Origin of the sequence: Legionella sainthelensi (genome assembly GCF_900637685.1) — a bacterium.
GTDB lineage: Bacteria > Pseudomonadota > Gammaproteobacteria > Legionellales > Legionellaceae > Legionella > Legionella sainthelensi.
The window spans coordinates 1,187,936-1,203,195 of sequence record NZ_LR134388.1 but is presented as its reverse complement, the minus strand read 5'-3'; the positions used below and the strand labels follow the sequence as shown (position 1 = coordinate 1,203,195).

Below are 15,260 nucleotides of genomic sequence, written 5' to 3'. Positions count from 1 at the left end.
TTTATCTCAAAATTAAATCGCTTACTTCTCAAATTATACTTCTCGAATAACTTGCTGCGAAATTAATCTAGGTTTTGTTTGCGCATGGTTATCTGCTAATAATTGCTTAAGGGGCAATTTCAACCTGACCATCGGAACAACTTCTTTTACGGCAACACTATGTGCATAAGGCTCATTAACCTGCATTAATCCTTCATGCAATTTAATCAATAGAGAGTCGGGTATTTCAACCGTATCATCCGTCACTAAAACGACCCTGTTTCCTAAAATATTACGCGCAAAATACCAATGAGGAGCCATTTCAAAAGAGACATCGTCGAGTACTTTCAGAAATTCTTGTCCAGTAATGGAACAACTTTCCAATTTGAGCATCTGCGTTTTATAGCAAAATTCAAGTCTAGGTGCTCTATTTAAGAAACCCGTGCATTTCAATACATCTTTTAATTGATAGCGAACAAATCCCATAGCCGTAGTTAAAAAAACCTCATAATTTTTTCCTTGCTCTAACTCCCAGGATTGTAAAAGATTGCTCGGGTTAATCTCTTTACCTTCTTCAATAAACTCAGCAATATGCGCACCAGGATGCAAGATTCCGCCAAGTTGATTATCTATAGGAACAGTAAGCCATCCTTCAGTAGCTGAAAAAGTCCCATCAACCAAGCGCACCCCAGCTCCTAACCGTTGTTGTAATTGCTGAGCAGGATACTCACAAAGCCCGGAAGCCCAACATCCCGCAAAATTTATTGAAGGCCAAAACTCCTTAAAAGTACTTGGAGAGCCTTGTGCGAGCTGACGCAAATACTCTCTTCGTTTATTACTGATACGAACGGGTGGTAGAAAATCAGGAACTGCTTTTTCACCAAACAGATAAGGTAAAAATTGCTTAAAATTATTAACACAACGCTCAAAAAGCGCATCGATCACCATAGGTGTAACTGCAAAAAATGCACTAAGATCATAAGCTAATGCATATAATGCCGACCATTGCTCATAAACCTCGGCGTTATCAAATACCTTATCAGGCATTGCATAGAAACGTTTAATAAACCCTGGTAAATGACGATAATTAAAATTACTAATCCAACCTGAAGGAATACCCGCTGCAGAATTCTTATGAGCATCTACCGCAACGAGATAGAGAATTTTTTCTTTAAAAAAACCAGGAAATCGTTGCGTTAATGAATAGATATAAGGAGACATTGTGCGCTGAAATTGTTTCTGAAAAGAAGCCGTGATTGGAAAAAACTTTCTTACTCCAGAAGTACCTGACGTTTCTGACCAAAATATTAATCTTTCTCCATTAAAAGGCTGAATAAGGCTTTGTTGTGCTGCTAACAGCTCTTCTTGATAATCTTCATAAACCGTAATCGAAAAATCATCTAAATGAACATTCTGTTTGTGCTGCAATAAAGGTCGCCAATAAGATGATTGGTGCAATAAAGGCAGCGTTTCATGGAGCCATAATCGTTTCCGAGCATGTTCAGGATGCAAAGTATCCTCAATAAAAGCCTGATACTTTTTTTGGGTCATTGCCGCAATTAACATTCTTTTCCAGTTCATACTCAAAACTCCAGCAATTTATATATTTAATCGGGTATTTGTGCAGGAAGCACTGAAAACAGTTTATTCTGTTGATAAAAAATCTCTAGTTTTTTTGCCATAGATTCTTGCAGTCTCGTATCTATTTTAGAATTTGTATGTAATTTATTAAGAATTAACTGAATTGCCAATTGAATCCAATCTAAATCAAGAGACTCCTTACAAAGCATTTCCTGATTAAAATGCCAAAAGTGCAAGCAACAGCTGGCAGCAAAAACCCAACAATATTGTTCTGCCAAACGAAAAGCAGCCAAGCTACGTGGTTCTAACTGTTTTTGCTCTTGCATCAGCATCATTTGCTGGTCAAGTCTATCAATTTCATGCTGAATAGCAATGATTAGGGGGGCAATTTGTTCTGATTGCAAGACACTTAGACCAGCCAAAATGCTGTCTTCCTCATGCATAAAAAGACCCAAATCAGTTATGTTAAATGCAGGACAACCTTTTTTAAGATCAAAAATTTGCTCCAGTAACATAAGCTGATTTTTTGGACAACTTCCCCTCATTCGCGCTTGAGGTAATAAACTGGATGCAATTAAAGATAAATTAACTTGGCTACTCCCATCAAATAATCCAACTACTTTAATGTCACGCCTTATTTTCTGAAACATAGCCCATTCAGTAGTTCGCAAATAGGCACGAGCCCCCAAAACCAGTCCACACTCATCAACAATGTCTTCGGTCATTTTAGGAATGAGGAACTTTATAATTGCAGACCAGAAAGATAGTTTTTGCGGCATCACTGAGCCTGCACGTGCAATGACTAGCCCCATACAATCTGCAATAAGTAATTGAGTAAATTGCTCTCCTAGTCGTTGTTTCACTACAGGAATGTCATAAGCATTTTTATTGTATAAATGTCTGGTCAAGCTAAAAGAAAGGGTCAATCTCAACGCTGTGTCTGCGCCGCCCACGGAAAAAGAAGCACATAATGCCCTTGAAACTTGTAATATTTTGTAAGTGAGTTCTAACCCATGTCTTTCTTTGCCTACCAACGCCTCTTGAGGCAAAAACACTTTATTCAAAGAAAAACCACTAATATCTAACCCTCTCACCCCGAGAGTAGGTAACTTAGGGGTAGGCGTAAATCCAGACTCCACATCAGATTTATCTAAAAAAAATACTGAAAACCCTAAGGGACCGCCTTTATCATGAGTACGGCAGAGAATACTCGCTGCATGGCCTAATGTAGCAAAATTAACACACCATTTATTTCCAGATAATTGCCAACCATCCTCATAAGCTTTGGCTACTACCTCATTGGCCATAATATCTGAACCGTGCTCCTCCTCAGTCAAGGCAAAAGCCACAATCTCACCACGTCGAAAAAGTGCAACTATTTTTTGCTGTTGCTTGATATTACCTGCCAACCAAAGAGGCAAAGCACCTAAAAAAGACAAACCTACTGCAATCGCGGTAGTTAGATCGCGCCTACTGATTGACTTAATCAAAGCATAAGTAGAGTCAAGTGCCCCAAGCTTCCCTCCCAGCTCACATGGAATTAAATACTCCATAAAATTCCATTGCTGAATGAATTTGATTTGCGGCCAAGCAAGTAGCTCTTGTTCATCATAAGTTAAGCTTTGTTTAAAATTAACTGGGGTATTTTGAGTTTCAGGATTACCTAAATAAGCTTCAAAAGAGTGAATTAATTGCATTAAACTAATGTACGAAGACATTATAATCCTTAAAATAATAAATCAATGGTTTGTCGTCGGGCTCCATAAGATTTATCTTTGAGCAATAAACTTATATATTCATCACGATTGCTGGAGCCCGGGGCAAGCTGCGGGACGTCGGTTCACTGCCATTAACTTAATGGCAGTGTGACATCGGCTCTTGGACGATGAATTGTCAACAGCCCCATAATCTATAATATTCGATAGCGCACTACACAATAGAATGTTTTGCCTCTCCTAGTCCATTCATTTTACGATATAAGTACTCTAAATGTTGGGCCAGACGTCCACGGACTTGATTTGGATTAATAATTTCATCGACTAACCCAGAAGCAAAAGCATCCATTAAGGAAGGATTAAGAGGAAACGTTTCGGACGGCTGTACTTGCTCTTCAGTCGCTACTTGGCCATCTGTATTTTGAACTTTTTTAGTCGTTTCTTTGCCCATGACCCCTAAATTTGCGGTTTCCAGAGCTAAAACTAAATCTCCATTCTGGGAAACAGTTTGCATCATTAAAAATGCCGCAGCTCCATAGCACTTACGCACAACAACACTCATCCTGGGTACTCGAGTTTGCATAGCGGTACATAATCGGGCACCATGTTGCAGTAATCCTTTTTGCTCTTCACGTTTTCCAGGCATAAATCCTGGCACATCAATTAACGTGAGAATTGGAATACAGTAAGCATCACAGATGCGAATAAATTTAGACGCTTTTTGTGCCGCATCGGAATCAATTGCGCCGCTAAAGCGAATACTTTGATTCGCAACGATACCCACTGCGTATCCATGGATGTGTACAAAAGCACAAATCATCGCTTGGCCATAAGTACTTTTATATTGCCAAACATCAGAGTTATCTACAATGGCTTGAATTAATTCAAGCATATTAAACGGGACTCTAGGATCAGCAGGAACAGTGGGCATCGAATGCAGTGGTTCAATAACCGCATGTATGGGTGGATGTTCACGATGATGTGAAGGAAAAAAATGAAGCATCGTCTTCACATGATTGATTTGCGCTATCAAGCTGTCATCCACAAAATCAGCCAAGCCGGTTGTACTTGCGTGCATAGCCGTACCACCTAAGTCGCTCATACTTACTTTTTCACCAATCGCTTGCTGTACGACCATAGGGCTCGTTACCATCAAATAGCTGCGGTGCTTGTTAAAGAAAAGCAGATCCATTAATACTGCAGAATAAGCCGGTGCACCAAGTGTTGGCGCAACAAGAATAGCAAATTGTGGAATCAGGCCTGATAAATTAATGTTACGTGCGATAACCTGAGTATAACCATCACCACTTAATAAATTTTCTTCTAAAGAAATACCTGGTGAAGCAAGAAATGCAATAATAGGGATACGTAAGTCTTTAGCCCTATCCATTAAACGAATAATTTTGCGAGCACCATGACTGGTAATGTAGCCGCGATTAACTGAATTATTATGAGCATACACCGCAACAGGCCTTTGATTTACTTTAGCTAAACCTGTAATTACTTCAGCACCATATTGTATATGAAATTGATTATCGGGCGCATACTCTGCAAACAATGGAATAAAACTATGCTCGTCGATTAGACTTTCTATCCATTTCATTGCAGTTCTATCAGCAGACAATGAAGACATATTTATTCATTTTTAAATAAAACTATATAAAATATACACCTCGTAATTATCTAGGTCAATTTTAAAAAAAAGGGCTATAATTGAAGCACCTATGCATCCATCGTTTTAAAAAATGAAATAATAAGGGTAAATTATGGTTATTTTGCGACCAAATATTCGTTTTGATATTACCGCTGCATCTCGAGTTCTACCTAATTCTCCACCGATTTCTAATCTAGAAATTTTGCAAAACTTTCCAAGAACATCAGATAAGTCTGTGTCCTTTTTAGAAAAGTTTGCCGAAAAAATCGGAGAGGAGTTTGGTTTTTATTCTCGTTACTGGTGCCATAAACCATGGGAAGATATGGATAACTCAAGGGAATTAACTGCTGAGTCTCTCGCTACTTCAGCCGTGCAAAAGCTATTTACAGATAATAGCATTTCCAGAATTCATGCTTTTTTACTGGGCTCTACCACAAATAAACGTTTCACAGGATCACAAGCTGCTGCTGTTTTGGGACATCTAGGAGTTGATGCTCCAGCCTATGATTTAAAAACTGGATGCTCCACTTCATTGTCCACTTTGCATCTTGCTTATGCTTTAATGGCTCTTGGTTATGAAAATGTGCTGGTCAGCTGCGCAGAAACATTATCCAAGGTCATCGATCCAGAAAATGAAAAAACATGGATTGGATTGGCAGACGGTGCTGCGGCCCTATTTCTGGAAAAAAGTGCAAGGGGTGCATTTTCTGTTGAAAAGACCTTTTTTTCTACTGATGGAAAATATGTTGAGGCGTTTACAACTCAAGGTGTTTTTCCACCCACACAAGAACAGTTAGATACAATAGGTTATCATCTGGTCGGTGATGAAACACTCATGAAAGAACTTGCCTATAATAAGTACAAGCACATGTTAGCTCATTTATTACCCACTGAGGAAGACAGAAAATCCATCACCTGGATTATCCCCCATCAAGTAAATCGCAAACTAATTGCTCAAGTCCTTCAAGAGCATCACATGATGAACAAGGCCATTATATGGGACGCCGACTTAATTGGTAATATTGGTGGTGCATCTATTCTCTATTCCTTAGCAAGAGCAGTAGAAGAAAAAATTTTTGACCGTTCTGGAAAGATACTCCTGATGAGCGTAGGCGGAGGACTTTCTTATGCAGGACAAATCTTGCAATATCACACGAATAAGGATAGAGATGAATAAAGAAATAATTCACTGTCCATCTCTAGTGGATGTTGTTCGACTGAGAGCCCAAAATACTCCAAACAAGGTAAGTTGTACTTTTATTAATAAAGATTTAGAAGAGAAAATGACTTATTCGGATTTGGATCAACACGCTAGAGCAATTGCTGCCATGTTGCAAATCCGCGGAGCGCAACCTGGGGATAGAATCTTATTATTATTTTCTCCTGGACTTCCATTCATTCAAGCTTTTTTTGGCTGTCTTTACGCAGGATGCATCGCGGTTCCTATTCATCCCCCTGCTCAAAAAAAATTACTTGAAAAAGCACATCGGATTATGAGTAATGCAAAACCAGCATTTGCAATTATGACCTCAGACCATGTAAATAAATTCAGTGATTCCGGCCCAGAGGGAGCACCTCATATTGATCAAATACCTTGCATCACCATCGAGGAATTAAAATTAACCCAAAGTATTGAATGGCACCCTCCTAAGATTAACCGAGATACTATTGCTTTCCTGCAATATACTTCAGGATCTACCATGCATCCTAAAGGAGTGATAATCAGCCATAATAATTTACTGGATAATTCACATAAGATATACCGCGCTTATGCTATGAGTGATGAAACAATATTTTTTAGTTGGCTTCCACCTCATCATGATATGGGATTAATTGGCTGTATTCTGACCCCTATTTATGGAGGCTTTCCAGTGTTAATGATGTCTCCATTCTCTTTTTTACAAAATCCTTTGTCATGGTTGCAAAATATCAGCAAATACAAAGCAACCATTAGTGGAAGTCCTAATTTTGCTTATGATTATTGTGTCAAACGGATTAAAGAAGAAAAAAAACAAGGATTAGATTTAAGTTCATGGGGAATTGCATTTAATGGTGCTGAACCCATTCGCCAAGAGACGCTGGAACATTTTTATCACGCATTTAAAGATTATGGATTTAATAAAAATGCGTTTTATCCCTGTTACGGTCTCGCAGAAGCCACTTTATTTGTAACAGGTCACTCTCCTTTTACTCCTTACAATACACTCACTTTAGCCAAAGAACAGTATCAAGATCATCGCGTTCATTTTGCTGAAGAAGGAAGTTCTCAAAGTCATCGCTTAGTCGGTTGTGGAAAATTAATTCAAACAGTAAAAATTGTTGATCCAGATACCTTGACTCTTTGTACTCATGATCAAGTAGGTGAAATTTGGGTGCAAAGTGATAGTGTAGCGCATGGTTATTGGGAGCAAGAAAAAGAAACAAAACATGCATTTCATGGAAAAATTAAAGATGATGCGACACATCAAGAATATCTAAGAACAGGCGATCTGGGCTTCATTCATGAAGAGGAACTCTACGTTACTGGTCGTATTAAAGATTTAATTATTCTCTATGGAAAAAACCATTATCCGCAAGATATTGAATATTCTATTTTACATCACCCAATACATAAGCTTCTTGGCAAGTGTGCTGCGTTTGTAACACAAACTGATCATGAATATGAGTTGACAGTGATGTGTGAAGTAAAAAACCGTTTTCTAGAGGCTGAAGAACAAGAGTCGTTATTCAATACTATTTTTGAGCTGGTTTATCAAACACATCAACTTGAGATTCATCATATAGTACTGATTCCACTGAAATCCATGCCCCATACAACCAGTGGTAAAATTCGAAGAAACTTTTGTCGTCAACATTTATTGGATAATACACTTCCAGTCGTAGCCACTTGGAAATTAAATAAGGTTGAGGGATAAAGCATGCGATTTCTGGCCCAAAACTTTCCTCATAAAATTGCATTAAGCTGCGAAGATCAAGACTTAAGTTTTGCTGAGTTAACTGTAGAAATCCAAAAGATGTCTTTGCGATTGAAAAAACTACCGCCAGGAATACTTGTTTTGCAAGCAAGGAGCCATCCTTTATTTGTCATTCAATTATTAGCCTCTCTAAATATTGGCAAGCCCGTTGCCCTGATTTCTCATCAAGAATCTGATCAGCAAAAAAGAACCATTTTAAGTACCAACATGACTATTAATGAGGCTGGGGAGCTTCTAGAGCTGCAAGAGAATAATCAGAATCAACATCATCCAGAATTAGCTCTGGTACTTTTTACTTCAGGCAGTACCGGACAAACGAAAGCAGTTCAGCTTTCTTTGAACAATATTATTGCCAATTCTCATGCAGTAATCAAAGCATTAGAATTTTATAAGATAAACGATCAACTATTATTTTTACCCTTATCGTACTCTTTTGGATTGCTGGGTCAACTACTTCCTGGATTAATCGCTGGAATAAAAACCCAATTAGTAACCCAATTTACGGACATTAAAAACCTTTTGGAAACCGGAATAGCGCCTCAAATGTGGAGTGGCGTACCATCTCATTGGGTCGCTATAACTAAAATGGCAGCACTCTATCCCGACAGTACAGCAAAAATAAAGGCTGTAGTTTCTGCCGGAGCGCCTTTGGCCCTGCACTTACGTGAACACCTAATCCAGACATTTCCTAATGCCCTGGTTTATAACAATTACGGTTTAACCGAAGCATCACCTCGCGTTTTAACCTACTCCAGTAACGACCCGTTATTTCTCAAAGATTATGCAGGATATCCAGTAGGTGATTGGCAAGTAGGTTTATCGGAGGAGCATGAGTTGCTCATCAAAGGAAGCCAACTTATGCTCGGTTATCTTGGGGATGAAACATCATCTAAAATCAAAAATGGTTGGTTTTACACTGGAGATTTAGCTGAGATACTCCCTTCCGGCTTAGTAAGTATTAAAGGGCGTCTGGATTATATAGTCAATATAGGTGGTGAAAAAGTAAATTTAATTGATATAGAGCACCAAATTTGTCAATTTGCAGAAATTAAAGAAGCAATTGTACTCCCCCTGGCGGATGAACTTTATGGGGTTCGTTTACTTGTCTGTCTGGAAAGAGGGACATTCAGCACTCATAAGACAGAGCAAATGCTTACTGAACAATTCAAACAATATTTTTTACCCAAAAAGTTTCCTATTAGTGTGCAATTATTAGAAAAGCTCCCCCGTAATCAACATGGAAAGCTTGATAGAAAAGCACTACTCTTAAGCACTTACAAGGAATAAATACATGCATACTCAACGAATTCGCAATGCATTAGAACGAATTGGTTTAAACAATCTTCCAGAAGATTCACATGCTCAATTAGAACAAGGTGGGCTCGATAGTTTGATGTTAGCTTTATTAATCATTGAGTTGGAGCGTGAATTTAAGATTAAGATTCCAGTAATGCCTTTAGTTAAAGAACATTATGAGTCCATAGATAGCATTGCCAAACACTTAATCGATTTGGGGGCTCAATGAAGATTTTAATTACGGGAGGATCTTCTGATATTGCCCAAGCAATTGCCAAACGACGTTTACAATTGGGTGATAAAATCATTATAACCTGCTCTAATCAAGACAGCTTAAATAAAACATTGGCGCACTATAAGCATCAAGATATGGATATCCAGGGTTTCGTGTATCATTTTTCGAACCCAGAGGCCAGTCAAGATGCGCTGCAAAATCTACTCCAGGAACCGTTAGACGGCATCATTTTCAATGCGTTTACGCGGGTAAATCAACTGCGCAAATTACACGCCTTATCTTATCCGTCATTGCGTACTTATATTGATGACAATTTGCACGGAAATATGTGGTTGATTCATCGATTATTGCCTTCCTTATTAGCGAATAAATTTGGACGGCTCATTTTAATTTCCAGCCTTTCTGCCATCACAGGAACCAGCCGCTATGGCGCATACTGCACGGTTAAAGCTGCTTTGGAAGGTTTATTTTTAAATCTGGCGGTAGATTATAGTGCGCAAAATATTTTATCCAATATCGTGCGGGTTGGATTGATTAAAACATCAAGAACAGAGCAATTCTGGAAAAAAGAAGCCTACCAACAAAAAATGGCGCAAATTATTCCTCAAGGCAGGATGGGAGAAACAGATCAAGTTGCTGAAGCCCTAGATCCATTATTGTCCAAAACTTCATTTATGACAGGCTCAGTGCTCACCGTAAGCGGTGGGTTACCCCTCATGCGCTCAGAAGGATTACTCTCATCATGAATTTGTTACGTGCAGAAAAAAATATTTATCTTAAAGGACCATTCACTGCATTGCCAGAAAAGGTGATGAGTAACCAAGATGTACTTAATTGGATGAGTAGTACTCAAACTCCTACTTTGATCAGCTTCTCAACAGGAATCAGAAACAGACGCTGGGTCAATGAGGAACAAGCATGTAGTGATTTGGCAGTACTTGCAGCAGAAAAACTTTTTGCGGCAAAACCTTACGAAAAAAATAAAGTCAACCAACTGATACTGGCTACAATTTCAGGAGATTACCTTGCCCCACCTACTAGCCCTCTAGTCCAGCATCGGCTCGGATTGCAAAATATTGGTGCTTTTGATGTAGGGGCTGCTTGCGCAGGTTTCGTTGTCGGTTTGCATACTGGTGTGGCTATTACTCAAGCAAGTATGGGAAATGTATTATTAATCGCCAGCGAAATTCGTTCCAAATTTTTAAATAAAAATAATTTTGCGACCAGTGTTCTTTTTGGTGATGGAGCGGCTGCTTGCCTTATTTCTACCGATAAGGAAAATGCAGATTTTCGTTTTATTGCCTCTTCATTATTTGCTGATGGAGAAGTCGGTGATACGGTATCTACTCCAGCAGGAGGATCGCAATTACCTGCAGCAAAGTGCACTGATCCCAATCAGTTTTACATCACCATCAAGGAAAATACCGCCTTATTTGTTAAAGCAGTGCATGGTATGGTAGATGGAGCGCAAGAGTTTCTCAAGGCATTAAATCTTTCCACTACAGACATTCAATGGTTGGTACCTCATCAAGGAAACAAGAACTTAGTATTATCTGTAGCCAGGCAATTAGGTTTTCCTGAAGAGCGTGTCATCAAAACGGTGGAAGAAACAGGGAATACATCAGGCTCAAGCGTAGGCATCGCTCTTGATTATTTGCGTGAACATGCAGACATGAAGAAAAAAGATAAGGTCCTCTTGGTTGCCGCAGGTGGTGGTGGAATTGCTGCTAGCGCTCTTTTAGAGGTAATTTAAACAGTTCAAGCAAACCAGAACGCAGCTAAAGGCGTTCCTTTGTAATGCAGCAAATGAAGGTTAAAATACTCTTTAGCTGCTTTTTTCTTATTGGTCTGCAATAAACAAAGCAAATAAGTCTGCGCTAAAATTTCAGATTGAGCATCACTGCCTCCAATTTCTGTACGTCTCGAAATACAAGGAGTCATAAAATCACAAGCAGCTTGAAAATCATTAGTAACAAAAGCATATATCCCTTTGCATAAAGGTAAAACCACTTCGTGCCAAAGTTTCCGACTGTATCCTTTGGGCAGGATTCTAGCGTATTTTTCAATGGACAAAATAGCTTTTTGCGCCTCCACTTCGTGCCCTAAACGCGCGAGGCAATAGATATAATGAATTGTATTAAAACCAATATAATGAGTATAAGGATTCTCATCCAGATAACTCGCAATAATTTTAAGCTGATTTAATTGGGGAAATCCTGCCATGTCTAATCGCCATAATAAAGATAGGGCATCTATTTGCTCAGTAATCACTTCTGGAGCATAACCAAAAATATAAGGGTATAAGGCCATTACTTTTTCTGCTTGTCGTAATGCAAGGTAAAATAAAGCTAAATGCCAACTATTATGACCTCGCAAAAGTGGCGAAATGTCTTTCCAACTTACTCGAAACGTCTCTAAAACAGCAATTCCTTTTGCCAAATTATTAGTATTAAGATAAATGTGAGCTAAAGTATGATGTGCCCATGGCGTGAGTGTTTCGAGTGAAAGAGCTTTCTCTGCCAAACTCTGTGCATCCGATAAATGTCCCGATAACTCAGCTGCAAAAGAATGCATGGCTATAAAATGAGATTCATCTTGATTATAAGGGGCAATGCGCTCGCAAAATGCTAAATAATGATGGCTATTGTATGCTTGCCCAGTACAATAATATAACCATTCAGCAAATTTTGCGGCTAAAGTATCACGTGGATAAATCGTAGTTAGAGCCGATAACAAAGTTAAAGCACCGTGATAATCCAAGCGCATCCAGGCTTTAGCTGCTTGATACGCTAATTTTTCTCTTAAACTTGCTGAGTACAACGATTTTTCAGCGTGAAATAAATGTTCTTTAGCTCTCACTGTAGCAGGATTAGTTTGACCATAAAGATAAAATGAGGCGGCATATACCTGGAGAAGCAAATTATCAGGATGTTTTTTAACAGCCTCTAAAATGAAATGGGGTTCTTTACCTGCAGCAAGGATTTGATGATGGAAATGATCAATGCTTTCTATTACTTGCGATGACTGAGTAGTCACTAATAACCCACGCTCGGTTTCCATAGTATTTCCTAACAAAGAATCTCCTCCTTATTTAGTATATAAAGCTTTTAAGATAAGTGAAGAAGAATAAGTAACACCCTCCACAAATGGAGAAAAATAAGCTCAAACAAGATGATTTAATTGCATCAATTAAAGTCATAAGATAATCTACTTGCTCAAAATAAGAAGGGAAACACGATGAAACATAAAAAAGAATTATTCGAATTTTTAGGTCAATTGATTGATACTCAAATTAAAAAATATATTGCATTAACTACCGAAAGAGTGGTTCGCGATGCACGCTATAATACAAAACTCGTCTTCGCTGAAATCAACGAATTATTAGGATTTGCAGAACAATTGGTTGTTGATATAGAAAATCCATCAGCAAGTAAATTAAATGATTCAAAACATTTTGGCACTCTTTTTAACCAGGTAAAATTTTACTTAGAACAAGAACATACAAGAGCTTATGCCGGATGGATACTTGACGAAAAAAATTCAACAACTGAAGTTGAAAAACAATTAGCTCAGCTCCAAAAAATAGGAGAATTTGCGGGAATCGATTGTTCATCTGCCTCTGTAGCAATGACACGAACACAAAAACTATGCGAATATGACAGTGCGCAGATTGCTTTTCAAGTTTTTGATCTGGTTAAAAACATTAAAGAAAATCCAGATATGGATCTAGATAATTCAATACCCCAAAAAGCACAAATACGATTAAAACATAACGCTAAAACACGTTATAGCGACAAAGACTTTGCAGAATCAATTGATGGCATACACACAAGATATTTAGAGTTTTTTGAACAATCCAATCTCGAAAACAATCATAGTACCGTATCTAAAGAAGAGGCTGAGAGTTACGAAGAGAAACATAGAAATCAATGGGAAAGTCTACTACAGCGCTACCAAGTTGCTATCAACGCGTCACTTGATGAAGAGAATCCCCAATCTCCAATCAGGAATGAAGAGCATAAAATCACTATTCCTCCAGAAAAAAAATCGATAGTCTCTAGCGCTCCAGATGGAAAAAAACCTGAGTCGAATGGTTTTTTAAAAAACTCTATATTTTACAGTGGATTAGCTATTGCCGGGGCGGTTGCTGTTTACATGTTGATGGCGTATTTTACTAAGGGCAATAAAAACGACTTAGGCTCCATTTTAAAACCCTCATAAAAATCTCTGGTGAGCTATAGCTTGCCACACTAAGGTTAAATTTAGAAACAGAACTTGGTTTTAAGCGTGAAATGACACTAGTTGGCACATCTTACAAATTAATAAAAGGTGGGCCATTAGAGTTTTATGCTTGAGTAAAATCAAATATATCCTTATAAGTATGGAAGTTCATCGCGTCATCTTCAGTCACTGCTAAATTATACTCTTCACTAAGAACGGCAAGTAGCTCTACAATTTTTAAAGAATCTAAATGTAAGTCCTCTATTAAAGCGGTTTCATCATGAATTTCATTTGCATTAGAACCAGATAACTTGGCAATAATATTCTTTAATTCACTCTCAGTAATTTTCATCAAAGCCCCTTAATGTTCTTGAGAGGCTAAATAATACCATGAAACTAAAGAACTTACTCCCAAAACGAGAAATATTGTCGCCAATGAATATTGCCCATACCATTTACCAAGCGCAACGATACCCGTAGATAATGCCGCACTTAAATCCTGCATACAGGCATATAAAGCACCTACTGTGCCTGCCATATGTGGAAAAGGGTGAAAAGCGCCAGCAAAAGCATTAATAAAAGTAAAACCAACGCCCATACTAAAAAAAGAAACAGGAATCATGATAGATAAAACATTTTTCATCCCTAAAAAGGCCAGGAAAAGCATGGCGAGGCCACCAATAATCATAAAAATTATCCCAATAAACACCATATGAGATACTCCTTTACCCATCACCATTTGACTATTAATTATCCCACTCACACAAATTGCTCCTGCAATAAAAATAGTTAATTGGCCAAATTCTATGGGACTCAACCCTAAAGCATCTTGAAAAAGAAAAGGAGCGATTGCAAGATAAGCGAGGAGACCTGCGCAAGCAAAACACGCACATAAGGCATAACCCAAAAAAACTTTCGATCGCAATAATGTGAAGTAATTATCCCGCATCACTCTTATTTTAGTTGCCTCTGGATTAAGATTTTTATTAGTTTCTGGAAGAGTAAGTAATGCAAAAAGCCATATGACAATCCCAAACACGAACAAACACAGAAAATTACTGCGCCACCCAAAATGTTCTTGAATGTATCCACCCAGAACAGGAGAGGCAACCATAATAAAAACGCTCACAATACCAACATAGGAACCAATTTTTGATAAAACTCTATCTGTAAAAAGATCACGGACTAAAGAGCGCCCTACTGAACCACAACAACCTATACCAAAACCTTGAATAAAACGACCAATGATTAAAACAAAAACTGTGGGTGCTATATAGCAGCATAAACTTCCCAAAATACTTAAACCAACACCAAACATTAACGGGGGTTTGCGGCCAATTTTGTCGGACAAAGGACCATAAAACACATGTGAGATACTTAATCCAAGCATAAAAAGAGAAAGCGTCAATTGAATTGATGCTTCATTCGTATTAAAAACTTTGGTGATAGCAGGTAATGAAGGAACATACTGATCTGTTGTCATTTGCATCAATACCATAAGCATTAAAACTACAGAAACCAACAAAGGCTGTAATGAGACTTGCTGCATATTATTTTTTTCGTGCATTAAAAACCCTTTCCAACATAGTTATGCGTTAATTCTT

Annotated in this window: 13 protein-coding genes; 7 read left to right on the top strand and 6 right to left on the bottom strand. The window is 38.2% G+C overall.

Annotated features, from left to right (window positions below; translation table 11 throughout):
* Positions 1–33: 33 nt before the first annotated feature.
* The 3 genes from EL220_RS05385 to EL220_RS05375 all read right to left on the bottom strand — a co-directional run bounded on the left by EL220_RS05385 (position 34) and on the right by EL220_RS05375 (position 4,908).
* Positions 34–1,560: a GH3 family acyl-acid amido synthetase gene (locus EL220_RS05385; protein WP_027272132.1), complete on the bottom strand. Its 1,527-nt coding sequence runs from the start codon at positions 1,558–1,560 to the stop codon at positions 34–36.
* A gap of 26 nt (positions 1,561–1,586) precedes the next feature.
* Positions 1,587–3,278 carry an acyl-CoA dehydrogenase family protein gene (locus EL220_RS05380; protein WP_027272131.1) on the bottom strand — a complete coding sequence of 564 codons (1,692 nt, stop codon included), beginning with the start codon at positions 3,276–3,278 and terminating at the stop codon, positions 1,587–1,589.
* A 211-nt stretch (positions 3,279–3,489) separates the two neighbouring features.
* A complete protein-coding gene (locus EL220_RS05375) occupies positions 3,490–4,908 on the bottom strand; it encodes an acyl-CoA carboxylase subunit beta (RefSeq protein ID WP_027272130.1) in 1,419 nt (472 codons plus the stop codon).
* Between the two features lie 133 nt (positions 4,909–5,041).
* Between EL220_RS05375 and EL220_RS05370 the strand changes: the two genes are divergently transcribed.
* Genes EL220_RS05370 through EL220_RS05345 form a run of 6 tightly spaced genes read left to right on the top strand, consistent with a single transcriptional unit; the run spans position 5,042 to position 11,188 of the window.
* Positions 5,042–6,106 (top strand): 3-oxoacyl-ACP synthase III family protein, encoded by a 1,065-nt coding sequence (locus tag EL220_RS05370; RefSeq protein ID WP_027272129.1) that lies wholly within the window; start codon positions 5,042–5,044, stop codon positions 6,104–6,106.
* Complete coding sequence (locus EL220_RS05365) at positions 6,099–7,844, top strand: fatty acyl-AMP ligase (RefSeq protein WP_027272128.1); 1,746 nt, start codon at positions 6,099–6,101, stop codon at positions 7,842–7,844. Before EL220_RS05370 ends, EL220_RS05365 begins: the two co-directional genes overlap by 8 nt.
* 3 nt (positions 7,845–7,847) lie before the next feature.
* Positions 7,848–9,191: a class I adenylate-forming enzyme family protein gene (locus tag EL220_RS05360; RefSeq protein ID WP_027272127.1), complete on the top strand. Its 1,344-nt coding sequence runs from the start codon at positions 7,848–7,850 to the stop codon at positions 9,189–9,191.
* 4 nt (positions 9,192–9,195) lie between these two features.
* On the top strand, positions 9,196–9,429 hold the full coding sequence (locus EL220_RS05355) for an acyl carrier protein (RefSeq protein WP_027272126.1): 234 nt from the start codon (positions 9,196–9,198) through the stop codon (positions 9,427–9,429).
* Positions 9,426–10,181 carry an SDR family NAD(P)-dependent oxidoreductase gene (locus EL220_RS05350; RefSeq protein WP_027272125.1) on the top strand — a complete coding sequence of 252 codons (756 nt, stop codon included), beginning with the start codon at positions 9,426–9,428 and terminating at the stop codon, positions 10,179–10,181. The genes EL220_RS05355 and EL220_RS05350 overlap by 4 nt, the downstream gene beginning before the upstream one ends.
* Positions 10,178–11,188, top strand: a complete 1,011-nt coding sequence (locus tag EL220_RS05345) for a 3-oxoacyl-ACP synthase III family protein (RefSeq protein ID WP_027272124.1) — start codon at positions 10,178–10,180, stop codon at positions 11,186–11,188. Before EL220_RS05350 ends, EL220_RS05345 begins: the two co-directional genes overlap by 4 nt.
* 5 nt (positions 11,189–11,193) lie before the next feature.
* Here the strand turns inward: EL220_RS05345 and EL220_RS05340 are convergent, their stop codons facing one another.
* Positions 11,194–12,495: a tetratricopeptide repeat protein gene (locus EL220_RS05340; RefSeq protein ID WP_027272123.1), complete on the bottom strand. Its 1,302-nt coding sequence runs from the start codon at positions 12,493–12,495 to the stop codon at positions 11,194–11,196.
* A gap of 177 nt (positions 12,496–12,672) precedes the next feature.
* Between EL220_RS05340 and EL220_RS05335 the strand changes: the two genes are divergently transcribed.
* Complete coding sequence (locus EL220_RS05335) at positions 12,673–13,656, top strand: hypothetical protein (RefSeq protein ID WP_027272122.1); 984 nt, start codon at positions 12,673–12,675, stop codon at positions 13,654–13,656.
* A gap of 124 nt (positions 13,657–13,780) precedes the next feature.
* Here the strand turns inward: EL220_RS05335 and EL220_RS05330 are convergent, their stop codons facing one another.
* Positions 13,781–14,008, bottom strand: coding sequence for an acyl carrier protein (locus EL220_RS05330; protein WP_027272121.1), 228 nt, complete (start codon positions 14,006–14,008; stop codon positions 13,781–13,783).
* 9 nt (positions 14,009–14,017) lie between these two features.
* Complete coding sequence (locus EL220_RS05325) at positions 14,018–15,223, bottom strand: multidrug effflux MFS transporter (protein ID WP_027272120.1); 1,206 nt, start codon at positions 15,221–15,223, stop codon at positions 14,018–14,020.
* Between the last annotated feature and the right edge of the window lie 37 nt (positions 15,224–15,260).

Coding starts and splice junctions, on each gene's coding strand:
- EL220_RS05365 (WP_027272128.1), top strand. CDS start 6,099: ATGAATAAAGAAATAATTCACTGTCCATCTCTAGTGGATGTTGTTCGA.
- EL220_RS05385 (WP_027272132.1), bottom strand. CDS start 1,560: ATGAACTGGAAAAGAATGTTAATTGCGGCAATGACCCAAAAAAAGTAT.
- EL220_RS05345 (WP_027272124.1), top strand. CDS start 10,178: ATGAATTTGTTACGTGCAGAAAAAAATATTTATCTTAAAGGACCATTC.
- EL220_RS05325 (WP_027272120.1), bottom strand. CDS start 15,223: ATGCACGAAAAAAATAATATGCAGCAAGTCTCATTACAGCCTTTGTTG.
- EL220_RS05355 (WP_027272126.1), top strand. CDS start 9,196: ATGCATACTCAACGAATTCGCAATGCATTAGAACGAATTGGTTTAAAC.
- EL220_RS05370 (WP_027272129.1), top strand. CDS start 5,042: ATGGTTATTTTGCGACCAAATATTCGTTTTGATATTACCGCTGCATCT.
- EL220_RS05350 (WP_027272125.1), top strand. CDS start 9,426: ATGAAGATTTTAATTACGGGAGGATCTTCTGATATTGCCCAAGCAATT.
- EL220_RS05360 (WP_027272127.1), top strand. CDS start 7,848: ATGCGATTTCTGGCCCAAAACTTTCCTCATAAAATTGCATTAAGCTGC.
- EL220_RS05375 (WP_027272130.1), bottom strand. CDS start 4,908: ATGTCTTCATTGTCTGCTGATAGAACTGCAATGAAATGGATAGAAAGT.
- EL220_RS05340 (WP_027272123.1), bottom strand. CDS start 12,495: ATGGAAACCGAGCGTGGGTTATTAGTGACTACTCAGTCATCGCAAGTA.
- EL220_RS05335 (WP_027272122.1), top strand. CDS start 12,673: ATGAAACATAAAAAAGAATTATTCGAATTTTTAGGTCAATTGATTGAT.
- EL220_RS05330 (WP_027272121.1), bottom strand. CDS start 14,008: ATGAAAATTACTGAGAGTGAATTAAAGAATATTATTGCCAAGTTATCT.
- EL220_RS05380 (WP_027272131.1), bottom strand. CDS start 3,278: ATGTCTTCGTACATTAGTTTAATGCAATTAATTCACTCTTTTGAAGCT.